Raw genomic sequence first — 24,446 nt, forward strand, 5'->3', positions numbered from 1 at the left:
CTAACTTAGACTTGTTCCCGCACCAATGTATAGGTGTCCCTCGCAATGAGCAGTTCCTCATTCGTCGGCACAACCATAACAGTAACGCGTGATTCAGCAGACGATATCACTCTTGCTTCCTTCGATCTCTCCCCGTTGCGCTCCTCATCAAGCTCAATACCGAGGAAGGTCAGCCCATCACAGACCGTCTTGCGCAGAACGACGGAATTCTCGCCCACTCCTGCCGTGAACACAAGCACATCAATGCCGTTCATTGCAGCAGCATAGGCTCCTATATATTTACGCAGCCGATACGTATACATGTCGAAAGCAAGCTTCGCCTGCTTGTCGCCCTCCTGCATCGCTTCTGTAATTTCGCGCATATCACTGCTAATGCCGCTGATCGCGAGCATGCCGCTATGCTTGTTCAGCATGGAGTTGACCTCATTGAGCGTCAGCTCCTCCTTGTTCATCGTAAAGGGTACAATCGCCGGGTCAAGATCCCCGCTCCTCGTTCCCATCATCAAGCCTTCCAGCGGCGTCAGACCCATGCTTGTGTCATAAGACTTGCCATTCAGGATGGCTGTGCAGCTTGCACCGTTTCCGATATGGCAGGATACCATTTTGAGTGATTCCAGCGGCTTGTTAAGCACCTTTGCCGCCTTGCGGCTGACATAGTTGTGCGAAGTGCCGTGAAAGCCGTAACGGCGAATTTTGTGGCGGCGGTAAAGCACCATCGGTATCGGATACAGGAACGTCTCCTGGGGCATCGATTGATGAAAGGCTGTATCGAACACAACGACCTGCTTCACATCGCCCATATTCGCTTCCACAGCGGCAATGCCCATCAGAGCCGGCGGATTATGCAGCGGCGCCAAATCGAACAGCTTGCGGATCTCCAGCTTAACCTCGTCCGTTACGATCGTTGACTGCTTGAAAATTTCTCCGCCGTGAACAACGCGATGTCCCACCGCCTTAATCTCATCGATAGAGCCCAGAACGCCGTGTTCAGGATGCATAAGCAGATCAATGACGCGCTTCACTGCCGTATTATGATCGAGAATTTCCCGCACGAGGCTCACTTCCTGCTTGCCCGTCGGTTCATGAATGACGATTGACGAATCCATCCCGATCCGCTCAACCCGGCCGTTCGCAATAACCGACTCCCCGTTCATATTGTAGAGCTGGTATTTCAGCGACGAGCTGCCGGCATTAATGACAAGTATGATCATATACGATCCCCATCCTTATCGTATTTGAAAAATCCGATGCCGCTCTTCGCGCCCAAATGGCCGGCACGCACCATTTTTTTCAGCACAATGGACGGTCTGTACTTCAGCTCGCCATACTCGCGGAACATTCGCTCAAGCGCGGCAAGTACGGCATCCAGCCCGAAGCGATCCGCCATTTCGAACGGCCCGTTCTGGAAGGAATAGCCGATTCGCATGGCAGTATCGATGTCTTCCGCTGTTGCGACGCCTTCCTCCAGCACATGGAGGGCTTCATTTATGAGTAAACAGATCAAGCGCGTCGTGACGAATCCCGGAGATTCGAAAACCATGACGCCCTTCTTATGTATAATGTTCTCGACAAAATGCTTTGTCTTCACGAAAGTTTCTTCCGATGTTTTGAGGCCGCGAACAAGCTCTACAAGGCCTGTCTTCATTACCGGGTAGACAAAATGCATGCCGATGACACGCTCCGGATTAGCCGTGACGCTTGCGAGTTCCGTCATGCTGAGTGTAGACGTATTGCTGGCCAGAATAATGCTTGAATCACATATGCGGTCCAACTGCTCGAAGATCTCTCTTTTGCTGTCAATATCCTCTGTTATGGTTTCGATAACGAGCTGGCATTCCGAGAAGGCGGACAGCCGCTTCACCGGATGAATCCGATTCATGACCAGCTTCTTCTCCGCCAGTGTAAGCGCCCATTTCTCGATTTGTTTATCCAGGCTTTGCTCTATCATTGCCATTGAAGCTGACAATTTCTCGTCATTCTGTTCGATTACGAATACATCAAGACCGTTGAACGCAAGCAGCTCTGCTATTCCCTGCCCCATTGTGCCAACGCCGATTACGCCTACACTGCGAACTGTCATCCCGTCATTCCCCCATCTGTTCCAGCGAAGTATGTTCCCTTTTTCTCCCGTACGCCATCGTTCTTATTATACCTTTTTTATAACAAAAAAGAAGACGGACCACCGTCCGCCTTCAAATTGTAACTTATGCATAATTCTCCTGACTGGAATGGCTGCCGGATTGAAGCAAATCACGGAATTGGTGGCCGCTTAACGTTTCTTCTGCTGTAAGCACATCCAGTGATTGCATAAACACTGCTCTTCTTTCCTGCAGCAGCTGCTTGACGCGCCCCATCAGCTCCTCCAGGATGCTGTTGTTTACACCAGCCCATTTGTCTGGCGTCATCATGGATTCATTGACGATGCCGAGCTCAGTCAAGCCTGATTCCACCATCGTGCGGACAATATTGATCGCCTGATCGAAATCACCTCGTGATCCCGTACTGCGGTCGCCATAGAATTGCTCCTCCGCAGCCGCCCCTCCGAGAGCGATCATAATCTGACCTTCCAGAAACTCCTGCGTGTACAAGTAACGATCCTGCTGCGGATTGTGACGGACATAGCCGAGCGCTTGACCACGCGGCGACAGCGCTACCTGTGATACGCTGCCCGGTCTGACAATTTCGGCTATGATGGCGTGCCCAAGCTCATGAAGCGCAACACGCTCCCGCTCCTCCTTCGTCGATTCCCGATCCGTCTTCTCGCCCATCATCACCTTGTCGATCGCCATGGAGAAATGATGCTGCATGATCGACTCGCTCTTCTCACGCATCGCATAGATAGCTGATTCATTCATCACGCTCTCCAATTGCGCGCCTGAGAAGCCGAACGACTCCTCAGCGATTTTGTCCACACTTACGTCATTGTGAAGCGGTTTGTTCCGGGCATGAATACGCAATATATGAGCACGGCCCTTCCTGTCCGGCAAATCCACCCCGATATGGCGGTCGAACCGTCCGGGACGAAGCAGCGCGCTATCCAGCATTTCCTTGCGGTTCGTGGCGCCGATCAACAGAATGCGCGGAGAATCCGAAGTATGAATGCCATCCAGCTCTGTGAGCAGTTGGTTCAGTGTCTGATCGTATTCCCGCTGCTGTCCGCCATCCCGCTTGCCGCCGATGACATCAATCTCATCGATGAAGATAACAGCGCTGTTTTTACCCGCCTTAGCCGCTTTTTGACGCGCATCCTTGAACATGTCACGAATTCGGCTTGCGCCAACACCAACATACATCTCCACGAATTCCGAGCCCGAAGCGGCAATATAGATCGAATCTGTGTAGGCGGAGGCAGCCTTCGCCAGCAGCGTCTTGCCTGTTCCCGGAGGACCGGTTAACAGGATTCCCTTCAACGGACGAATACCGAACTTCGAGATTTGCTCCTCATGCACGAGAAAATCGAGCGCTTCGATCAGTTCCTGCTTGGCACGATCCTGACCGCCGATCTCATCGAAGGAAAGCGGAACTGCAGGACGGGCCTTCGTCTTCTGTCCTCCGCCCATTGTAGCGAAGGTGCCGCGTGTTTTTGCCACGTACAGCAGGCCGCCAACCACACCCGCCATAAACACCAGCGGCAATGTATTGACCCCGACTACAAACTGCAGGAATAAAATGAAGACCGGCACAAAGCCGATCGCAATCTCTTTTGTATAACTACGCATTCGGCCACACCCCCAGCTTCTCGGACGTTCTCGGCAGCACGATGTGCTTCGCCGTTTCGCCGTTTTTCAGTGTAATGTAGACGTTCACTTCATCAATCTCGGATGAGGCTTCTATTCCGCTGAATTGCTTCTCCAACCGGCTCATAGCAGCCGGAATCGCTGTGTAATGGCGATTCTCCATCGCTTCCGCTATATCAAACAGGACGGTTGACCAAACCTTGTCAAGCTCCTGCTGCTTGCCATCCTCTTGAATGTCAAACTTAAGCTCCTTGCCGCCAATGACGGATTCGCCTTCCCGTGCGATAGTCTCGTATATATCCTTCACATTGGCATCCCGATCCAGCGTAATTTCCATCGTGACGGAATCCCGGCCAATCACGGGAGCAGCCGATGACACGCCCGGCATATCTGCCACAATGCTTTCAAGCGGGCCCAGTGTCGCCACATTTCTATACGTATACCAGCCTCCGACAAGCAAGCCAGCCGACAACACAGCAGTAAGAACAGCAGGTAATACTCGTATTTTCACGGCAAATAGCCCCCCTTATCTCAGTTAGTGTCAGTTAGTATATATACAATCGATATATCAATCTCTCTACACGAAAGTATATCACACCTTCCTGCACCAAAGGGCGTGTAATAAAAGGGAGCCTTGGAGCAAACTGCCGCCGCCGGCGAGCTTCCCGTCAACTAGGCTTCAAACGTGCACCAGCAACTGCTGGCAATAGCTCCAGTGAGTTAGAGTGAGTTAGAGTGAGTGGAGTGAGTTAGAGTGAATGGAGTGAGTGGAGTGAGTGAAGTAAGAGGAGTTAGTGGAAGCCTGCGTAAGAGCAGGAATTCCCGCTAAAAGTAGCCCGTGAGGGCAGAATGCCTGCGATTAGGCAGGAATATATGGCGGATTGGGCTGCTATCGGGACAATATGATGAAATGCCTGCGCTTTGGCAGGCATTCGGTCTTCAGCACGCTGAAACAAGTAAAAGCATGCCTGTTCGCAGGAATGTTCGCCGCCGACGGCGAGCTTCCTGTCAACTAGGCTTCAAACGTGCACCAGCGACTGCTGGCAACAGCTCCAGTTAGAGGAGTTAGTGGAAGCCTGCGTAAGAGCAGGAATTCCCGCTAAAAGTAGCCCGTAAGGACAGAATGCCTGCGATTAGGAGGAATATATGGCGGATTGGGCTGCTATCGGGGAAACATGACGAAATGCCTGCGCTTTGACAGGCATTCGCTCTTCTGCACGCTGAAACAAGTAAAAGCATGCCTGTTCGCAGGAATGCTCGCCGCCGCTCTGCTTACAGATTCTAAATTTCAAGCACGGCGTTAACGAGAAAAATGAACAATAGAACGAAGCGAGGGGAATGATTATGAAGAAGCGCGAGCGCTCTTCAGATCATTCCCCTGCGTAGCCTGTTCATTCATTTTATTGTGAGGGCAGCGTATACGTCGTCACTGCACTGCCATCGCCGAAACGATAGAAATCATAGTAGTAGTTCCCTTTACCATCCAGCTTCCTGTAGTAGAAAGCTTCCCAGACTGGTTCGCCGTTGAGACTGCCGAGCGTCAGCCGCTCCAGATCAGCGTCCGGCCTGGATTGCAGGAACCGCTCCTCCATAGCTTCTTCGGTCAAGCCCTCCCTGGCTTTGAGTACAATCGGCTCGCTGCCTTCTCTCAGCCATGCATATGCCTCGTCGCCATCCTTATCCTTGCCTTCGACAACCCATACCGTCTCATCCCATACGAACTTATGCGAATCAATCGTTTCGGTAAAGCCCGCTGTTTCCCTCGCTTGCTTCTCAGCGGCACGCTCCTCTTCCCATGAAGGGGATTGCACATACCGGTAATAGCCGTTGGCAGCGATCAGTAATATGAGTATGGCAGCAGCAGCCAGCAGCGTCCATTTGAGCGGTGTCATCCTGGATTCGCGTTTGCGACTTTTGGCGCGCATTAATGATTCAGCAGCCTTTCGAAGCAGCGCTGTGACTCTGCCAGCACCTTCTCTTCATCCAGCAATAGACATACACCATTCTTCACCACTTGGCGACCGTCGATCCATACATGCTTCACATCACGCCCGGAGCCGGAATAGACAAGATGGGATACAATTTCAGTCTGCGGATAGAAATGCGGCTGTTCAGCGTCAATGGCGATAAAATCCGCCTTCATGCCTTCCTTCAGCATCCCGTATTGCTCCTCTCTCCAGATCGCACGCGCGCCGCCGACCGTAGCAAGCTTCAACGCTTCCCATGCAGGAACTGCGGTTGGATCGCCAGACACACCCTTATGTATGAGAGCAGCCAGCCGAATTTCATCGAAAAGATCCAAATTATTATTGCTTGCTGCGCTATCTGTCCCTAAAGATACAGTAACACCGGCCTTCAACAGCTCCGGCACACGCGCCACACCGCTGGCCAGCTTCAGATTGCTAGCAGGGTTGTGCGATATGGCAGCCCCGCGCTCTGCAAGCAGAGCAATCTCATCATCGGTCAGATGCACCGCATGAGCCAGCAGCGCCGGACGGGAGAAGAAGCCGAGCTTATCCAGATGCTCAACAGGACGGCAGCCGTAATCATTCACGTTCTGCTGCACCTCGGCTGCAGATTCGGACATATGAGTATGAAGCGGAACGTTCAGCTCATGTGCAGCCTCTACAATGCGGGCAATATAATCAGGCGGGCATGTATATGGAGCGTGCGGGGAGAGCATGGTCGTTATGCGCCCATCAGCCTTGCCGTTCCAATCCGTTACAAATTGCTTGGCTTCCGCCAGCTTGGCATCCTGCACCTCAGGCGGACACAATCCGATAACGCCACGGGTAAGCAGTCCTCTTATGCCTGATTGCTCTACAACCTCGGCTACAATGTGCATCCGGTCATACATGTCGACGAACGTTGTCGTGCCTGATTTGAGCATTTCGGCAACAGCAAGCGATGTTCCCCAGCGAACGTCATCATCCGTGAACTTCGCTTCCATCGGCCACATCTTCTCTTCCAGCCACAATTGCAGGGATTGATCGTCCGAATAGCCGCGAAGCAGCGACATCGCCGCATGGCCATGTGTGTTGATGAGGCCTGGCATGAATACAAGACCTTTGCCGTCTACACGCTCCGCACCCTCCGCAAGCGGCCCAGGCGCCTGCTCGCCGATATACGTAATTTGTCCCTGTTCAATGACCATATGCCCCTTTACTACTGGCCGGCTCTCGTCCATCGTTACGAAAGTTCCATTCTCAATCCATAGACGGTTCATTCAATTCGTCCCCTTCTTTGTCCAAATAATAAGCCAAGCTGAGTAATTCCGTTGTAAAATCAGCATGATGAATTCGAATTTCATCCGGCACACGAAGAATAGTCGGCGCGAAATTCAGAATGCCCTCGATTCCTGCCTCCACGAACCGGTCTGCTACGTTTTGCGCTTCCGCTGCCGGAACCGTTATAATTCCGACGCGGATATTCAGCTCTGCAACGGTAGCCTTGAGCGCTTCGATCGGCAGAACAGTCAGGCTGTTGATCTGTGTTCCGACGATGCTCGGATGCGCGTCGAAGATCGCCGTTATTTTCATATTATCCTTGAGATACGTACTATAATTACTGAGCGCGCGTCCCAAATTGCCTGCTCCCACAAGGGCAACGAAGAGCGGCTGATCGAGCTTCAGAATTTGTCTGATCTTCTCAATCAGATAGGAGACATCATATCCGATCCCCTTGCGGCCAAAATCACCGAAATAAGCAAGATCCTTGCGAATTTGCGCCGGATTCAAATCCAGCTTGTTCCCAAGCTCCTGCGACGATACGGTCTGCACATCCCGTTTACGCAAATCATTCAACACTTGCAAATAAACCGGAAGCCTTCGTACGACGGCCTCGGAAATTTTCAACGCTTTCATGACTCCGCACTCCCTTCGCCATCCGATAACCATTCTCTGATCCGCGGTACGATCTGCTCTAGATGCATATGCTCAATTTTGGGACCTGGCAGCGAATATAGAAAATATTTGCCGTAGTACGAATCGATAACGCGTGTATCGTAAATCAGTACGATTCCACGATCCTTGCCTGTCCTCACGAGACGGCCGAAGCCCTGCTTGAAACGGATAACAGCTTGCGGGATCGACAGCTTCATAAAAGGATTCTGCTTCTGCTCCTGCAGCATCTCCGACTTCGCCTCGACAAGCGGGTGATTCGGCGGCTGGAACGGCAGCCTTACGATCGCCAGACAAGTGAGCGCCTCGCCGGGAATATCGACGCCTTCCCAGAAGCTGCTCGTTCCAAGCAGCACAGAAGCTGCCTGCTGCTGGAATCGCCTCGTCAGCTTGCTGCGGTTCCCGCTGTCGATCCCTTGACCCAGAAGCTGAATGCCGCTTGGTGCAAGCAGCTCCTTGAGCGGTTCATACACCTGCTTCAGCATTCGGTAAGAGGTGAACAGGACGAGCATCCGGCCCTTGGTCTCAATGGCCGCCTGTGCAAGTGATTCCACAAGCATTTCATTGAATAACGGATCTCCCGCCGCTCCCTTCAATACAGGGAAATTGCGCGGAATACAGACGAGCGCTTGATCGCGGTAATTGAATGGCGAAGGGAGCTGAACCGTCTTCAGACGCCCGTTGGCCTCATCCTCCAGCAAACCCAGCTGCTCGCAGGCATACTGGAATGACTTCTGCACCGATAACGTCGCAGAGGTCATAACGACGCTTTTTTTCGTCTCGAAAAAATAAGTGCGGAGCTGCGGGCTGACATCGGCCGGCACAGCGAAGAGATGAACCGATTTGGCCCTTGAGACACTGTTCGCTTCCAGCCAATAAACAAGCTCTGTTTTGTCCGCTTTCATGAACTGGCGGATTTCATCTCTTGCTCTGGCCATATCCTTGACCGTTCCGCTCAGATCAGTTACAAGCGCCACGATGCCTGGATCATCGACATGCTCCTTAATCTCGGAGAAAAGCTTGTCCAGCGGACGAATAATCCCGCTAAGCTCCCCATGTACCCTTTCCTCCACAAGCTGCGCATCCTCCCAATGGTGGGGCAGTTTGCCGCTGCGCAGGCGCAGCACGAATTGTCCTCCTTCGCCGCCCGATTCCCCGGAGCCGCTGCCAGCCGTACCGCCAAGCGCATACAGCATTTCGAATAATCGGTCCCAATCATCGCGAAGCTCGCCGAAGATCGGCACAATTTCATCAATGATCTCTCTCCATTTGTCCGATTTATCAGTATCCTCATTGGCTAGTCTTGCCTTGAGAACAATAAGCTGGCCGTTGCGGGCATCCTTGCACAATCGAATGACAGGATGAGGGATGGAATAATAGGATAATTGCGTACCGAGATGCTTGCCTGCAACCTCCTCCAGATGATGCGCCTCATCGACGATGAGATGCTCATAGCTAGGAAGCAGGCGGTGGTCTGCACGAATATCGGTGAACAGCATGGAGTGGTTCGTAATGACAACATCCGCGATGTTCGCCTCTTGCTTTGCTCTATGATAATAGCACCGTTTGAACCAGGGACAGCTGCGGTTGAGGCAGGAATCCGCATCGCTTGCCACTGTACCCCAGAAATCGGCTCCTTTATTGCCGAAATTAAGCTCTTCCTGGTCGCCATGCTCCGTCTCACTAAGCCATACAATCATTTGCGAGGCTGTGATCCGGTCCTCGACCGGAGAGGTGAAATCCCTTGCATGGACTCTGCCTTCGAACTTGCGCAAACATAAATAATTGCCGCGCCCTTTGAAGATCGCAGCCTTGTAGGGATAAGGAAGAACGGAATGAAGCAGAGGAAGATCACGTTGTCTAAGCTGCTCTTGAAGATTGATTGTGTGGGTACTGACGACTATCTTCTTATTATGTTGGACACCATAATAGAGTGCCGGAATGAGATAGCCTAATGACTTCCCGGTTCCCGTGCCGGCCTCAATCAATAGATGGCGGTTCTGCTCCAGTGCCTCAAGTACTTCCTGAAACATCATATTCTGCGGCTCGCGTTCCTCATAGCCGGGTATGATAGAGCGAATGCCATCCTTAATATGCGCCATATAGCTCTGGAAAGTCCAATCACTTACCGCTTCAGCCTGGCCGACCTCGCTTCTTGGCGGCTCTTCATCTGTCCAATCGCCTGCTTTCATAGCGAATTGGCGAAAATACACGTAAGCGTTCGGATCGATAGCGGATGCTGTTTCCTTTTGCAGCGCAATGCCTCCGATAAACCAGCCCAGATCATCGATATCGTCACCGAGCAGCTGAGCCAGCCGCTGGAGCGTCAGAAGCGGCAGCTGCTGAAGCTTGTTGAAGCACTCGACGAGCAATTCGGCAGTCGCCATAGCGTCGCTATCCGCTCTGTGCTGCTGTTCATGCAGGATGCCGAACTGCTCCGTCACAGCCCCGAGCTGATAAGAGGTTAGTGTGGGGAACAAGATGCGCAGCAGATCGATGGTATCCAGCCGGCGCCCGGCGAACGGCATATAGCCGCATCGATCGAGCGCTGAGCTGAGAAACCCGGCATCGAAGCCGACATTATGGGCGACCAGCACGGCATCGTCCAGCAATGGAATAAGCTCCAACAGCACATCTTCAATAACCGGCGCATCCTCAACCATGGACTCATCTATTCCAGTTAACTGTGTAATAAATGGCGGTATCGGTATTGTCGGCTTTACGAATGTATGATAAGTCCGGATGACTTGCATCGTTTCATCGAGCAGTACGAGTCCGACCTGTATAATTTCATCGCCGGCTCCATGACCGGTCGTCTCCAAATCCAGTACTGCGTAATTCATCCGGTTCGATCCTCTCGCATTTGTTACTAAAGCTGTCCACTCCCAAAAAATAACGATAGTTGCCCTTCGTGCTGCTGACACGATTGCAAATTGGAGAGCGGCTCCGTAAAATCCGGGTCTGTCTCATGTGCTTTCAAAAAATAATGCTCGGCCTGCTCCAAATTCATTCGAACCGCTTGAATACAGCCAAGTGCGTTATATCCAAGCGCCCGCCATCTAGGGTGGTCGGTAAGTTCAACCAACAGCTGAAAGTGGCGCTGCGCCTCATGCCATTCCTGCAAATGCATGCAAGTCATAGCCAGAAACATTCTGGCCAAATTGTCTTCCGGTGCGTACTTGACCGCCTCGCGAAAATATTGGGCAGCATCACGAAACATGAACAGCTTGAAATAGCCTTGTCCCTTGACCATAGCCAGCTCCCGCTGCTCATCCGTATAAGCTGAGCATTCAGAAGCTGCGCTGCCGAAGTCAGCGGCAGCCTCCAGAGAGGCCAGGCCCGTGGCAGCAGGTGCGGCCGGATACAGAACCCCAGGCTTGGTACCTGCTTCCACTTGCCCTTCCCCGGAGTGGCCCGCCTCCCCCAGAGGATGCTGCATATCGCGAAAATCAGCCATCTTTTCCTCGAATTGAAGCCACTCCTCGATAAACGCATCGCTGAACTGCTTCAATACGGCGAGTTGTTGCGTCAACTGTTCCTTTTGCTCGGCATTGGCATTGGAATAATGAATCATAATGTCATCAAGCATTTCGTTCATTGTCGCGAATACATGCTTTATCATCGCCCGCATCCCACCTTCACGCCACGTTGTAATGTAGTGAATTTGTTATGCTCATTCTTTGCTGGGACGACCTGTTTCATACTCTGTCCCAGACGTTACACAAGTCTGGAATAAGACTTGCCCCTTGGCATTTATAGAATGGTGGCGTGAATTTCTTCCGACAAGGTATCAACCGGACGATTGTTTGCATCCATAATAACAACCTTGGGCTTATACGAGCGAGCTTCCTCTTCCGTCATAAGTCCGTAGGAGATAATAATAACATTATCGCCGGGCTGAACCAAGCGCGCAGCTGCTCCATTGAGACAAATCACGCCGGAACCGCGCGGCCCTGTAATGACATAAGTTTCTAACCGCGCGCCATTATTGTTATTCACGATCTGAACCTTCTCGTTGGCCCAGAGATCAGCCAGCTCCATCAGATCCTCATCAATGGTTATGCTGCCTACATAGTTCAAGTTCGCTTCCGTTACGGTTGCCCGGTGAATCTTGGATTTCATCATTGTTCTAAACATGCTGAACACCTCCACGAGGTAAAATTAGTCGATTATCGATCAGACGTGTCCGTCCGAACTTCACTGCCAGAGCCACGATTAGCGTGGAGCGGCAGTCTGACAATTGGACCCCCGCTTCCAGCGGCGACAAGTCCGGATAAGACAGCAGCTCGGCATAATCAATTTCCGCAAGCGGAGCACTCGTTATCGCATCCCGGATTTGCCCTTCGAGCTTCGCAGCCGTCATCCCCGGCTCCATCACCCAGCTCTCGGCTGAGCGCAGCGTCTGTGACAAGACGACAGCTTGTCTGCGCTCCTCCTCGCTCAGATACACATTGCGCGAGCTCATAGCCAGACCGTCGGCTTCACGCACAGTATCGCATGGCACAATTGCAACCGGAATATTGAGGTCATCGACCATCCGCTGAATAACGGCAACCTGCTGCGCATCCTTCATTCCGAAGAATGCCCGGTGGGGCTCAATAATATGAAACAATTTGCTCACAACGATTCCTACGCCGTCAAAATGTCCCGGCCTCGACGCTCCGCACAAACGATCCGTTACCGAATCAATGACCACTCTGGTCAGCGGCTTCACAGGATACATCTCGGACACTGTCGGCATGAACAGAAGATCGATGCCATTGGCCTCAGCCAATGCGATATCATTCTCTGCGCTGCGCGGGTACCGGTCAAAATCCTCATTGGGACCAAACTGCAGCGGGTTGACGAATATCGACAGCACAGCATAACCGCATTCTGCCTTGGCGCGCTGCATCAGACTGGCATGACCCTCATGCAGGTAGCCCATCGTCGGCACGAAGCCGATCTGCTCTTGAGGAGCTTGAAGGCGCTGCTTCGCCAGCACTTCTCTCGCTTCTTGTATCGTTGTACAGACGATCATCGGGTGTCACTCTCCTTCCTGTCAATCAAGCCAGGCGAGCTCTGCTGTTCAGCCGCATCGGCCGCCTTGTTCCCGCTTCCGCCGTACAAGCCTTGAATGACCTCTTGGTTCATTGGAAACACATGCTCCTCAGCGGGGAAAGCTCTCGATTTCACATCCGCAACATAGGCGCCAATCGCGCCCCGGATTGTCGTTCCGATATCCGCATACGTTTTCACCATGCGCTTTTCCTTGTAATCATGCGTATATTGCAAAATATCGTGATAAACAAGCACCTGTCCATCACACCCGCGGCCTGCCCCGATTCCGATAGTCGGGATGGTCAGCACGGAAGAAATATATTCCGCAAGCGGCTCTGCTACAAGCTCCAGCACGATGCCGAATGCCCCCGCCGCTTCCAGCGCCTTGGCATCTTCAATCAGTTGCTTCGCTTCTCTCTCCAGCTTGCCCTGCACCCTGTACCCGCCGAGCTGATGCACGGACTGGGGAGTGAGGCCAATATGCCCGAGCACCGGTATGCCTGCCCGCACACATGCGGCCACCTCGTCTGCAATGTCGGCTCCGCCCTCCAGCTTCACCGCATGGGCATGGCCTTCCTGCATGAGCCGGGCCGCATTGCGCAATGTTGTTTCAATGCCGAGCCGATAGGTCATAAAGGGCAGGTCTGCTACAATAAAGGTGCTTGTCGCACCGCGGGCAACCGCCCGTGTATGATAAACCATATCATCCAAAGTTACAGGTATTGTCGTATCATAGCCAAGCACAACATTGCCAAGCGAGTCGCCGACAAGAATGACGTCAACGCCGGCCTCCTCTGCCAGCTTGGCGGATGGATAATCGTATGCGGTCAGCACTGAAATTGGCTCGCCGCTCTGCTTCATTTTTTTCATCTTCGTAATAGTCAACGGTTGTTTCATTGCTCCGTCCTCCTTAGATTGGATTTAGCTTAAAACGCAAAAAAACCTTCTAGCCTCCGCTAAAAAGGTCCCAATACTAAAAGGAACGTCACTTTAATTGCGAGTTTCCTTCTGTCTCGGTCCCTAACGGCTCAGAGCAGAGTACACTTCCATGCAAATGACATTGAATCATCCCGTATTCCTGAAGCTAAAAGCAACAGATGACCGGTGCAGTTCGCACGATGCGATACCGCCCTGTCATGCTAACCTTCGCTCAGTCCCAGTATAACAAATATGCAAGACTCCGTCTATGAGCGGTTAACCTCCGCTGTTTGCCTCCGGGAATCGCATTTCCGCCGAGAATACGGGCACGACAGAGCCGTCGGCCTTCTCCACCAGCAGCGCCCCCCGCTCATCAAGTCCAATCGGCGTACCCTCGAATACCTCCGTCGGGGCGTACAGCTTGGTCGGCTTGTGCAGCGTTACAGACAAGGCTTCCCATAACGTTCGAATCGGCCCGAAGCCTTCACGTTGGTAAACCGCGTACAGATGCTCCAATTGGCGGATAAAGGCTGCCACAACCGCACCTCTGTCGATATGCTCGCCACCTGCAATAAGCAGCGATGTTGCGACATCCAGAAGCTCCTTGGGGTAATCCTCCGGCTCCAGATTGACGCTGACGCCGACTCCGGCAATGACGTAGCGCAGACGCTCGTCCTCAGCCGTTGATTCCAGCAGAATTCCGCTTATCTTCTTGCCTCCGATTAACAGGTCATTGGGCCATTTAATCCCGATTTCAAGCGGAACGACCGACTTTAACGCGCGGCAGAGCGCCACCGCTGTCAGCAGCGTAAGCTGCGGAGCGAATTGCAGCGGAATGCCCGGTCTGAGCACAAGGCTCATCCATACTCCTTTGCCTGCTGGCGATACCCAGCTGCGGCCTAATCTGCCGCGGCCATTGGTCTGCTGGTCTGCTATAACAAGCGTCCCCTCAGGCGCTCCTTCTTCGGCCATCTGCTGTGCAATATTTTGCGTAGAATCAACAGAATCCAACAGCTTGATGGAGCGCACCAATGTGGTGCCTTCAAGCTTTACAAGCAGCTCAGGCAACGTCAGCTTGGATGGCTTGCCCATCAGACGGTATCCCAGTCTCCGGGACGCCTCGATCCTGTAGCCCTGTGACTCCAGCTTCTTCATCTGCTTCCATACTGCCGTCCGGCTGATGTTGAGCTCACGGCTAAGCGCTTCTCCAGATACATACTGCTCCGGCTGGCCTTCTAATAACTCAATAATCCGATTGTAGTTCAAGTTCATGGAGACTCCTTATCCGCCCGATTGGCCCTTACAGCCTCATTCATACTTGCAGCATAAGCCAGCAGTTGATCCCTGTCATTAGGGATTCGGCGCTCGGCGACAGCTCGAACCAGATCGTTCAACAAGCCGCTCATCCAGGGACCTGCAGGCCTGCCAAGCACCTGCAATAGATCTCTTCCGCCGACCGCCAAGTCCTTCACTGACCAAACCGGCATTTCGCCAAGCCACAGCGCCAGCTTGTCCAGCCGAGCCTCCAACTCCACAGGCAGGCCATTATCCTGGGAATCCGCTTCTTGCCGCGCCAGGAGCAGAGCTGGAATTACTCGCATGATGCCAAGCCATGCTAGTGATGCTTGTTTGCCTTCACTCAATAATGTGCTCGTCCACAACAAGCGCAGCTGCCCGTCGGCTTCTCCCTCCGTTGCTTTGCACCTCATGCGAAAATGCACCCGAACTACCGCACTGACATGCTGCATGCGGGCAAGGGAGTATCTTAATTGATGGAACAGCTCTGCAGTCTCTTCATCAGTCAGTGAGCATGCCAGGCAAAGAGCTGACCAGCGGTTATCGACTTCTGGTAATGCGTCCACTGTATTCAGAATACAGAATGACCGATCCGAGACATTCACTTCATCAGAAGCAGAAGCATCATTAAGGAGAGTATCCGCTCGGAGAAGCCGAGGCGGCAGCTCACGCTTCGTGTGGGCAAGCAATCCGCTGGCTGCCATCCAGCGCATGGCAAGCAGCGGATTCTTCCCGCCCATCATCTTGTCCGCTTCCGCTCCGACACGTTCCATAGCAACATAAGAGAGCAGCGTCCTGTGCCGAATGAGCGCCCTCCATGTGTCGGAGGCGATGCTCATCCCGAATTCGGCTGCGAACCGGATGGCGCGAACCATGCGGAGCGCATCCTCTTGAAATCTCGCATCACTGTCGCCAACGCACCGAAGCGTTCTTCTCTCCATGTCCTGCATGCCGCCGAAAGGATCAACAATCGTTCCATCCGGTCTCATAGCCATGGCGTTAATCGTAAAGTCCCGCCGCTCCAGATCCGCTTCGAGACTCGTTACGAACGCAACCTCTTTCGGTCTACGGAATTGCTCATAGCCTGATTCTGTCCGGTATGTCGTAATCTCATAGGCTTCGCCATCCTGAATAACCGTCACCGTACCATGCTTGAGGCCTGTCGGAATGGTGTGCGGGAACACCTCCATTACTTGCTGCGGTGTTGCAGAAGTCGCTATATCCACATCCTTCAGCTCGCGCCCTATCCATGTATCCCGGACACATCCGCCTACAAACACAGCTTCATAGCCATGAGATTCCAGCAATTGAAGTACCGGAAGTGCCCCTTGCAATGCCTTGTTCCAGTCCACAACGCTTCCCTCCCTAAGCTTTGAAGTTCTTGAACTTCTTGAACTTCATGAATTTCTTGAATTTCTTGAATTTCTTGAACATCGAATTTAGCACTTCGAACTTTTTTGAACTTCTTCAACGATATAAGTTGAACGAGAGAAAGAACAACAGAGCGGAGCTGGGGAATGATTCTGGAGAAGCGCCAGCGTTCGCCTTTGTTCCCGGAATATCACCATAATCCAGCTAAATTCAGCAATTCCGGGAACAACAGCGATCGTAAGAGCATTCCCCGGCGCAGCGGCCTGTCAGTTCATTTCAAACGCTCACCATATATCGCCTCCTCCTCTACTCCTTGCAGATCGGAATCGGAACATCCATCTCAATGCCGAGCACCCGATAATAGATACGCTCATATTCAGCCGTCACCAGATCATTGCAAAATTGCGTGCGTGCTCGCGTGAGACAGGCTTCACGGAACTGGCGATACAACGCCTCGTCCTGAAGCAGCCGAATCGCATGGAACGCCATATCCTCCGTATCGCCGATCGGAGACAGATAGCCTGTCTCCCCATGGGTGACAAGCTCGGGAATACCGCCTGCGAATGAACCGATTGTCGGTACGCCGCATGCCATCGCTTCCAGAGCAACAAGTCCGAAGCTCTCCTTCTCCGAAGGAAGCAGCATCAGATCGGCAATGGAGATCACATGCGCCACATCATCCTGCTTGCCCAGAAAATGCACCTTGTCCTCCAAGCCCATATTGCGAATTTTGTGCTGAATTTTAGGCAGATCCGGCCCTTCGCCTACAAGAAGAAGACGGCTTGGCACCTGCTCCTGCACTTTCGCGAATATATCGACAACATCACTGACCCGCTTTACCGGTCTGAAATTGGAAATATGCATCAATATTTTCTCATTATTGCTCACAAAATCATTGCGAAGCGACGCGCAGTCCCGGGGATAATAGATCCGCTTGTCAACAAAATTATAGGTCAGATCAATCGGCTTCACGATGTCCAGCATATCCCGCGTTTCTTGAATAAGATCATTGGATACCGCTGTAACGGCATCGCTCCTATTGATTGCGAGACGGATCAAATCCTTGAGTGATTCATCCTGCGCCAGCACCGTAATATCTGTGCCGTGAAGGGTTGTAACTGTCCTCAGGTTTTCTCCAACCATCTGCTTCGCCAGATAAGCGCATATCGCATGTGGAACCGCATAATGCACATGGAGCAGATCAAGCTGCTGCATCTTCGCTACTTGAGCCATCTTGCTGGCGAGCGATAAGTCATAGGGCGGATAACGGAACACATAATAGTCGTTGACTTCCACTTCATGATAAAAAATATTTTTATGAAATTGTCCCAATCTGAACGGAACGCTATGCGTTATAAAATGAATTTCATGGCCTTTTTCAGCCAGCAGCTTGCCAAGCTCCGTTGCTACAACTCCGGATCCCCCGAGTGTCGGGTAGCAAGTGATTCCGATCTTCAGTTGCTTCATCGCCAGAAGTCCCCCTCGTAGTACACAGCTTTAGTACTGACATCGAATAATTGTACATTGTGACCAACCTCTAGATGAAACGACTTCCGCTTTCAAAGAAAGGCAGTGAAGCCAAGCCGGTTACTCCTGCCTCTCGCCAAACAAGGCTACCGGATGCGGACGCTTGATCGCGAATCCTTCCGCATAGCTCCACTGGCGCGTCTGGCCCAGCAGCATGTCACGCGCTTCGACCCTCTCGATATAACGGTCTGTTAAAGGCGTCTGTACGCTGTCTGCTCCAACAGGCGCGAATTGCGACTGATACGCCCGCAGAGCCTCGCGCTTCTTGTCATAGCAATTACTGACATCGACTATCAAAGAGACATCATTGCTGTCGTTTATGTAATAATAATATAGCTGATCGACTGCTGCAGCTGGCAGCTCCGGCATATAATTGCGCAGCTTGGCATTAAACACTGCCTCTTCAACCAGATGACTGCACGCGATATGGTCAGGATGGCGGTCTACCCAATAGGGTGCAAAAACAATCCGCGGACGCAATGTCCGGATCTCTCTCACGATAGCCGCAATCTGCTCCGCTGAGCCCGTAAGCCCTCGATCAGGAAGTCCCAGACAAGAACGGGCGGATAAACCAAGCACCGCGGACGCTGCGGCAGCTTCCTGCCCCCTCGTTTCCACGGTGCCGTTCGAAGACATCTCTGCTCTTGTCAGATCGCATATTGCAACGCGATAGCCGTGCTCCACATGCTTGGCAATCGTCCCGCCCATCCCGATCTCTACATCGTCAGGATGGGCGCCAAATGCAAGAATATCAACGGTTACATTATTCATTGATCATTCACCCGGTTTATATTTATGAACGAGCTCGCGCCATGCGAAATCTCCGCGCTCAAGCGCCTTGACAAGCAGCTCGCCTGTAGCAATATTCGTCGCGACTGGAATGCCTTGTACGTCGCAAAGTCTGAGCAGAGCGATGATATCGGGCTCATGCGGCTGAGCCATAAGCGGATCACGCAAGAAGATGATCAGATCCATCTCGTTCTCCGCCACTAGCGCGCCGATCTGCTGATCTCCGCCTAGCGGTCCGGACATGAACCGGTGGATCGACAAGTTTGTCTGCTCCATTATTCTCGTGCCTGTCGTACCTGTCGAGTAAAGTGTGTGGCCATGAAATACTGATTCATACGCAAGAACGAAATTAACCATCTCTTCCTTCTTGCGGTCATGCGCAATAAACGCGATGTTCATTATGATCTGTCCCCTCTCCCGTATATCCCGCAGATAACCTCTCGTATTAGTCCATCACATGCTCAAAACCATAAATAAGCCCGGTATAAGTCATAACCTTCTTAACCGCAACATTGACACCCGGCATATAGCCGGCACGATCATAGGAATCATGGCGGATCTTGAGTGTCTGGCCATAACCGCCGAAGATGACTTCCTGCTGGGCGAATACGCCCGGCAGCCTTACACTATGTATTCGGAATCCGTCATAATAACCGCCGCGAGCGCCTTCAATCGTCTCTTTCTCATTCGGATTTCCTTGACGCAGCTCCTGGCGCACCTCAGAGATCAGCTCAGCCGTCTTGATAGAGGTGCCGGATGGAGCATCCAGCTTCTGGTCACCATGATATTCGATGATTTCGACATGCGGCATATATTTGGACGCTTGCGCGGCGAATTTCATCATTAGAATTGCGCCGATGGAGAAATTCGGGGCGATGAGGCCGCCTATGCCTTGACTTCTGCACAGCTCGTCCAATTCTTTCATCTGCTCCGGCGTAAAGCCCGTCGTTCCGATCACCGGGCGCACACCGTGCTGAATCGCTGTCCGCGTAATCTCATAAACGGCATGAGGCACTGTAAAATCAACCAGCACATCGGCTTTCGCATTCGACAGCGCCGTCTCCAAATCCGGCATCACGGTTACGCCGCACGCCTGCAGTCCGACGAGCGTCCCCGCATCGACCGGCCCTGCAGACGGGCTGACCGCCGCTACCAGCTTCAACTGCTCATCTTGCAAAACCATCTTTACAACCTCGCGTCCCATCCGTCCGCCTGCTCCGGTAACCGCTACTTTAATTGGATTCATTGTCACCTATCACCTGTTCCTTTTTCGTTGTCTTCTTTGTTTGTAGGTCCTAAGGGCAAGCCTGCTTCGTCTCACATCCGCCAGCAGCCGACGGGCTGCCGAATGCTCGGGATCAAGACGCAGCGCATCCTTGGCACATACCGCCGCCTCTTCAAACCGGTTGCGCGCGGCATATGCCGCCCCCAGAATGAGAAGGGCATCCAGATTCAGCGGATCCAGACGTATCGCATCACAGAGCATGGCGATCGCCTTCTCGCCCTCCGTCCCTTCCCGGGACAGAAGCGCCTCCGCTTCTATTACCCGCCATCTGGACTGAACCGTCTGCAGATGAAATCTATACTCCTCTTGCGCGGGTTCAAGCGCAACCGCTTGTTCCGCATAATGAAGCGCCTTCTGCCATTTGCCGCTGCGCGCACATGTAATGGAGCATTTATAGTAATGAACCCCTTGATCCGGCTCCAATGCAATCGCTTCTTCGAACCGGGCAAGCGCCTGCTCGAAATCGCCGCTCAGGATAGCCTCGTAAGCCTTCCTTATGCTGCTCTCTCCATCCATCCGCCCATCCTCCTTGTACACAGGGTGATGGTACAGCATATGTAGCAGTCCGAGTTACGGTTCGACGTTTTTTCGAGTCCAGCGGTTCGCGTCTCTCGTGTTGAATTTATTCATAACGCCGTTATGCGCTTCCGTCAGATCAATGCCTAGCGAATTGGCAAAGCACATGACGATAAACATAATATCGCCAAGCTCCATCTCGATTGAATTATCGGCTTCGTCCGGCTTCTTGGGCTTCTCCCCATAATGGTGATTAACCTCCCGCGCCAGCTCTCCAACCTCTTCGCTCATTCGGGCCAGCATGGATAAAGGGCTGAAGTACCCTTCCTTAAATTGCGAAATATAGCGGTCCACCTCGCGCTGCATTTCCGCAAGCGACTTCTCCGACATATTCAATTTTCCTCTCTGCCTTCTGATGTTCACTCCATATGTTATCGCAAAGAGCATCTGAAAACAATGCTTTTGATTCGGAGCAAAAATGCCATACTAATATTATAATAAAAGATATAAAGAACAGTATGCCGAGAGGAGCACGATTCCATGAACAACCGTCTGTCCAACCTGCTGCGAACCCTTCCGCTCGTTATGCTTGGAACCGCAATATATGCTTTCGGCCTCCAATACTTCATCGTTCCGAATCAGTTAATGGAAGGTGGAGTCACCGGAATCGCGATTCTGTTCAACTATGCGCTGGGATGGCCCTTGTCAATATCCACGATCGTGCTCAACATTCCGCTTTTTATCGTCGGCTGGCTCGTACTCGGCCGGACGCAGACCGGATACTCTATCTTTGGCACCCTCTCGCTTGCCTTCTTCCTCGCTTTAATTGAGAAAATGATCGAAGCGGGCTGGATTGTTCCCTTCCGAACATCCAATGATTACATTCTTGCGGCTCTCTATGCCGGCGTAACGCTGGGCACGGGGCTCGGCATCGTATTCCGGTTCGGCGGAACGACCGGAGGAGCCGACATTGTTGCGCGCATCGCATCGAAGATGAAGGGCTGGAGCATGGGGCAGATCATACTGACACTGGATGCGATAATTATCGGCGTGTCACTCCTTTACATTCCCAAGGAAAAGGTGCTGTATACGCTGGTCGCCGTTTATATCGCCTCCAGAATGATCGATTTCATCCAGGACGGCGCCTATGCGGCCAAAGCCTTCTCCATCATTACAGATGATGGCGAGCAGATGGCAGCGATTATAACGCGCGAGATGGATCGTGGTGTTACATTGCTTCCTGCCAAGGGCGGCTATTCCGGCAAACAAAAACAGATCGTCTACTGCGTCGTCGCCCGCCATGAGATCAGACGGTTAAAGACGATTGTGCGCAGCAACGACCCGCTTGCTTTTATTGTTATATCAGATGTTCATGATGTGCTTGGCGAAGGCTTCAAGGCGGAATAAACATCCCGCCCCTTCTGCTCTATTCCACGCTTACTTCCGTCCAGCCGTATGATTCCCCTTGCCTGGAGCGGGTGATCCATGCTCCAGCTCATAGGCATATTTACGCCATACGGTATAGCCCAGAATGAGAAGAACAAATGCGGCAATGAACAGCAGCGTCAGCCGTTCTCCATTCGAGCTGACCGGTGGAACGGGGATGGCAGCCTGCACCTTGGAATCAGCATCAATTGCATGGTCGAACAGCGCATTCACCGACTCCTCCAGCGCTGAGAATACGGCATCGATACGGGCCGGTTCCAAACCGGCAGCGCCATCATCTGCCGCTTCAAGCAATTGCCCCATATGCCGCACATGCGCTTGCAGCTCTCTGACCTGCTCATCCCGCTGCCCCATAAGCGCCGCAATCTCCAGGCGCTCCACGCGCATGCGGTACACCGACAGCGATGCCCCGGCAGCACCTATACGGCTGCTGGATGACGACTTCCAGGCTTGTCTCATCCGTGTCCAGTCTTCCCTAAGCAGCCTGTCATACTGCATCCAGAGCGGTGCTTCCGGTCTATAGAGCGCGTCCACCGCAAGCTTCAGCCTCGCCGCGTCCATATAACCGTTCATTCCAGCACCCTTGTGCTCCAATGTCCGCTTCAGCTTGGCCACGCTATGATCAAATTCGCGCCAGCCCTCGACGGTTCCGAGCTTGCGGAGAACTTTCTGTACGGAAGTCTGCTGTAATCGGTTAGCGTAAGTATAGGCAAGCTGACGATTGCCTTCCTGAGCGGCAGCATACAGCTGCTCTGATAAGCCGCTTAATTGATTCAGTGCTGCCGCAGGAGGCTTGTCTGCCGTCACAACAGCAGCCGCAGATCTCATTGCCGCAGACTCCCGCTCTTCCATATTGCCGCAGCCTGTCAGAACAATTAGAAAAATGACCAGACTAACAATAGTACAGCTTGATGACTTAGACATAATCATCCCCTCCAATACACTTTATGGGGGGATGTCCCAATTTAGACCTTGACCAGGAAGAAAGCCATAACTACATCTTCGTTTTCTTGTTTCTATAATGCAGCGACAGCAATGCTCCTATGTAGCTGAAGATCGACAAGCCAAAGGTAAAGGCCGCCACTGCCGCCAGATCATCCTCCAGCTCTTCCGGGAGCCATGGGAAAACCATGCATGTATAATCGACCGTATCATTCAATATTAACCAATATGTAGCCAGACGGGCAGCCATTCGTTTGAAGATCATAAATCTGACGTACAGCAGCGCTTCGATCGCCATGCCAAGATGAGAGGCAATAAGCATATAATGCTGCCACTCCAGTGTATCCCCCTGCGCAGCACCTCCCACAATCATCGCCACGGCCCAAATGCCGTACTTCATCGATGTCACGACCGCAAGCGCTTCGATCCCCATTCGAATGGCTGTGAAGGCTTTGGATGGCTTGCCCGCATGCGGGAAAAGCAGGTAGAGCAGCGACAGCGTAAAAAACAAGCTGGCAGTCGGACTGTCCGGTACAAATATCAATTGCCACAGCGGATGATGATTCCATGTATATTCCAATTGATTTCCGTACCACATGTAGCCATACACCGTTCCGGCCGCGTTTACGAGAAACAACAGCCACAGCATCGGACGGCTCAATAGAAATGTTTTGCTCCAATAAAAAGAAATTGATGGCAAATGATGACACCCTTTCCATGTTCAATCCGTACAGAACTTTCAAAAAAACCTGATCGCATATAAATACGATCAGGCTGGTTGGTGAATTATTCAGCTTTCTTTTGCTTGGCAAGCCAGGTTGTCACCTGGTCGATTTCTTCAGCGCTCAGCATCTCTTTGAAAGAAGGCATTGCGCCGCCGCCCTTACCGTTCGTTACGATTTCGACGAGTTCTTCCTTCGTATGCGTGTCGCCTACACCGCGAAGCGCAGGGGCCTTCATACTTTCATTCCCCTTCAGATCCGGGTTATGACATGCGATACAGCGTGCTTTAAGAATTTCCATTGCCGGATCGTCCTCATCGACAATTGGAATGCTGGCAACGGGCTGCTGTTCTTCTCCGCCCTTGCCGCTCATTGCAGCCTCGCGCGCCTTCTCTTCACGAAGGTGATGCTCAGGAATCGTATTCGTCTTGGCCAGCTCGTGTTGGTAATGATCCCACGATACTTTAGTCAAGTAGAAGAGCGAGATAAGAGACAAAACCATCAGTGCAGTCGTAACTGGACGTCTGTAGAATCTGCGTTCCTTGCCCGTATCAAGAAAAGGAGCAAGCAGCAGTGCGCCGAACGCTACGCCTGGAATACCTACTGTACCGAGGACGATATAATCTCCGGCAACATAAGGATACTTCAGGAATTGATAGAGGAACAAGAAGTACCAGTCCGGCATTGGAATAAATGCCGCATTCGTTGGATCTGCCGGATAGCCGAGTGGAGCCGGTTCAGCAATTGTCAGTACGAGGAACCCGACAAGAACTACGACACCTACCATCCACTCCTTGAGCAGAAAGTTCGGAATAAAGGCTTCCGACTTGCCAGGGTAAGAAGAGTAGTCCGGCGGAACCGTATTGGGAGCGCCCGAACGCTTGCGAACCCGCGAATCTCCGACGAAAACTACTTTTTCGTTCGATTTGTGACCATGTGCCATCGCAAATGACCTCCT

Annotated in this window: 24 protein-coding genes; 1 reads left to right on the forward strand and 23 read right to left on the reverse strand. The window is 52.4% G+C overall.

The window, feature by feature from the left end; all coding sequences use genetic code 11:
* Positions 1 to 5: 5 nt before the first annotated feature.
* The 20 genes from K0T92_RS01405 to K0T92_RS01500 all read right to left on the reverse strand — a co-directional run bounded on the left by K0T92_RS01405 (position 6) and on the right by K0T92_RS01500 (position 20,768).
* Positions 6 to 1,211 (reverse strand): acetate/propionate family kinase, encoded by a 1,206-nt coding sequence (locus tag K0T92_RS01405; protein ID WP_219870629.1) that lies wholly within the window; start codon positions 1,209 to 1,211, stop codon positions 6 to 8.
* Positions 1,208 to 2,080, reverse strand: a complete 873-nt coding sequence (locus K0T92_RS01410) for a 3-hydroxyacyl-CoA dehydrogenase family protein (RefSeq protein WP_219870630.1) — start codon at positions 2,078 to 2,080, stop codon at positions 1,208 to 1,210. Before K0T92_RS01410 ends, K0T92_RS01405 begins: the two co-directional genes overlap by 4 nt.
* A 124-nt stretch (positions 2,081 to 2,204) precedes the next feature.
* Positions 2,205 to 3,719, reverse strand: coding sequence for an AAA family ATPase (locus K0T92_RS01415; RefSeq protein WP_219870631.1), 1,515 nt, complete (start codon positions 3,717 to 3,719; stop codon positions 2,205 to 2,207).
* A complete protein-coding gene (locus K0T92_RS01420; RefSeq protein WP_219870632.1) occupies positions 3,712 to 4,248 on the reverse strand; it encodes a hypothetical protein in 537 nt (178 codons plus the stop codon). The genes K0T92_RS01415 and K0T92_RS01420 overlap by 8 nt, the downstream gene beginning before the upstream one ends.
* An 889-nt stretch (positions 4,249 to 5,137) precedes the next feature.
* Positions 5,138 to 5,662, reverse strand: coding sequence for a cell wall elongation regulator TseB-like domain-containing protein (locus tag K0T92_RS01425; protein WP_219870633.1), 525 nt, complete (start codon positions 5,660 to 5,662; stop codon positions 5,138 to 5,140).
* The gene (locus tag K0T92_RS01430) at positions 5,662 to 6,963 is read right to left on the reverse strand and encodes an amidohydrolase (protein WP_219870634.1); all 1,302 of its coding nucleotides are present in this window, start codon (positions 6,961 to 6,963) and stop codon (positions 5,662 to 5,664) included. The genes K0T92_RS01425 and K0T92_RS01430 overlap by 1 nt, the downstream gene beginning before the upstream one ends.
* On the reverse strand, positions 6,944 to 7,600 hold the full coding sequence (locus K0T92_RS01435; RefSeq protein ID WP_219870635.1) for a redox-sensing transcriptional repressor Rex: 657 nt from the start codon (positions 7,598 to 7,600) through the stop codon (positions 6,944 to 6,946). The genes K0T92_RS01430 and K0T92_RS01435 overlap by 20 nt, the downstream gene beginning before the upstream one ends.
* Positions 7,597 to 10,479, reverse strand: a complete 2,883-nt coding sequence (gene dinG, locus K0T92_RS01440; protein ID WP_219870636.1) for an ATP-dependent DNA helicase DinG — start codon at positions 10,477 to 10,479, stop codon at positions 7,597 to 7,599. The genes K0T92_RS01435 and dinG overlap by 4 nt, the downstream gene beginning before the upstream one ends.
* A 26-nt stretch (positions 10,480 to 10,505) precedes the next feature.
* Positions 10,506 to 11,258 carry a tetratricopeptide repeat protein gene (locus tag K0T92_RS01445; RefSeq protein WP_219870637.1) on the reverse strand — a complete coding sequence of 251 codons (753 nt, stop codon included), beginning with the start codon at positions 11,256 to 11,258 and terminating at the stop codon, positions 10,506 to 10,508.
* A 131-nt stretch (positions 11,259 to 11,389) separates the two neighbouring features.
* Positions 11,390 to 11,773, reverse strand: coding sequence for an aspartate 1-decarboxylase (panD, locus tag K0T92_RS01450; RefSeq protein ID WP_219870638.1), 384 nt, complete (start codon positions 11,771 to 11,773; stop codon positions 11,390 to 11,392).
* Entirely contained in the window at positions 11,766 to 12,656 is an 891-nt protein-coding gene (panC, locus tag K0T92_RS01455; RefSeq protein WP_219870639.1) for a pantoate--beta-alanine ligase, read from the reverse strand. Before panC ends, panD begins: the two co-directional genes overlap by 8 nt.
* The gene (panB, locus tag K0T92_RS01460) at positions 12,653 to 13,573 is read right to left on the reverse strand and encodes a 3-methyl-2-oxobutanoate hydroxymethyltransferase (protein WP_219870640.1); all 921 of its coding nucleotides are present in this window, start codon (positions 13,571 to 13,573) and stop codon (positions 12,653 to 12,655) included. Before panB ends, panC begins: the two co-directional genes overlap by 4 nt.
* A gap of 297 nt (positions 13,574 to 13,870) precedes the next feature.
* A complete protein-coding gene (locus K0T92_RS01465) occupies positions 13,871 to 14,860 on the reverse strand; it encodes a biotin--[acetyl-CoA-carboxylase] ligase (protein ID WP_425517601.1) in 990 nt (329 codons plus the stop codon).
* Positions 14,861 to 14,862: 2 nt separating this feature from the next.
* Positions 14,863 to 16,242, reverse strand: coding sequence for a CCA tRNA nucleotidyltransferase (locus K0T92_RS01470; RefSeq protein ID WP_219870642.1), 1,380 nt, complete (start codon positions 16,240 to 16,242; stop codon positions 14,863 to 14,865).
* Positions 16,243 to 16,567: 325 nt separating this feature from the next.
* Entirely contained in the window at positions 16,568 to 17,728 is a 1,161-nt protein-coding gene (bshA, locus tag K0T92_RS01475; protein ID WP_219870643.1) for an N-acetyl-alpha-D-glucosaminyl L-malate synthase BshA, read from the reverse strand.
* A gap of 120 nt (positions 17,729 to 17,848) precedes the next feature.
* The gene (gene bshB1, locus K0T92_RS01480) at positions 17,849 to 18,559 is read right to left on the reverse strand and encodes a bacillithiol biosynthesis deacetylase BshB1 (RefSeq protein ID WP_219870644.1); all 711 of its coding nucleotides are present in this window, start codon (positions 18,557 to 18,559) and stop codon (positions 17,849 to 17,851) included.
* A 3-nt stretch (positions 18,560 to 18,562) separates the two neighbouring features.
* Complete coding sequence (locus K0T92_RS01485; protein WP_219870645.1) at positions 18,563 to 18,976, reverse strand: methylglyoxal synthase; 414 nt, start codon at positions 18,974 to 18,976, stop codon at positions 18,563 to 18,565.
* A gap of 46 nt (positions 18,977 to 19,022) precedes the next feature.
* Positions 19,023 to 19,823, reverse strand: coding sequence for a 4-hydroxy-tetrahydrodipicolinate reductase (dapB, locus tag K0T92_RS01490; RefSeq protein ID WP_219870646.1), 801 nt, complete (start codon positions 19,821 to 19,823; stop codon positions 19,023 to 19,025).
* Positions 19,824 to 19,832: 9 nt separating this feature from the next.
* Positions 19,833 to 20,378, reverse strand: coding sequence for a tetratricopeptide repeat protein (locus tag K0T92_RS01495; protein WP_219870647.1), 546 nt, complete (start codon positions 20,376 to 20,378; stop codon positions 19,833 to 19,835).
* Between the two features lie 54 nt (positions 20,379 to 20,432).
* Positions 20,433 to 20,768, reverse strand: a complete 336-nt coding sequence (locus tag K0T92_RS01500; RefSeq protein WP_219870648.1) for a nucleotide pyrophosphohydrolase — start codon at positions 20,766 to 20,768, stop codon at positions 20,433 to 20,435.
* A 150-nt stretch (positions 20,769 to 20,918) separates the two neighbouring features.
* On the opposite strand from K0T92_RS01500, the gene K0T92_RS01505 reads away from it, so the two are divergent.
* Positions 20,919 to 21,785, forward strand: a complete 867-nt coding sequence (locus tag K0T92_RS01505; protein WP_219870649.1) for a YitT family protein — start codon at positions 20,919 to 20,921, stop codon at positions 21,783 to 21,785.
* 30 nt (positions 21,786 to 21,815) lie between these two features.
* Here K0T92_RS01505 and K0T92_RS01510 read toward each other — a convergent pair whose 3' ends face one another.
* The 3 genes from K0T92_RS01510 to K0T92_RS01520 all read right to left on the reverse strand — a co-directional run bounded on the left by K0T92_RS01510 (position 21,816) and on the right by K0T92_RS01520 (position 24,431).
* Positions 21,816 to 22,748: a sporulation protein YpjB gene (locus K0T92_RS01510; RefSeq protein ID WP_219870650.1), complete on the reverse strand. Its 933-nt coding sequence runs from the start codon at positions 22,746 to 22,748 to the stop codon at positions 21,816 to 21,818.
* A gap of 70 nt (positions 22,749 to 22,818) precedes the next feature.
* A complete protein-coding gene (locus K0T92_RS01515) occupies positions 22,819 to 23,415 on the reverse strand; it encodes a DUF1405 domain-containing protein (protein WP_219871162.1) in 597 nt (198 codons plus the stop codon).
* Between the two features lie 137 nt (positions 23,416 to 23,552).
* Positions 23,553 to 24,431, reverse strand: a complete 879-nt coding sequence (locus tag K0T92_RS01520; protein ID WP_219870651.1) for a menaquinol-cytochrome c reductase cytochrome b/c subunit — start codon at positions 24,429 to 24,431, stop codon at positions 23,553 to 23,555.
* Between the last annotated feature and the right edge of the window lie 15 nt (positions 24,432 to 24,446).

Origin of the sequence: Paenibacillus oenotherae (genome assembly GCF_019443105.1) — a bacterium.
Classification (GTDB): Bacteria; Bacillota; Bacilli; order Paenibacillales; family Paenibacillaceae; genus Paenibacillus_Z; species Paenibacillus_Z oenotherae.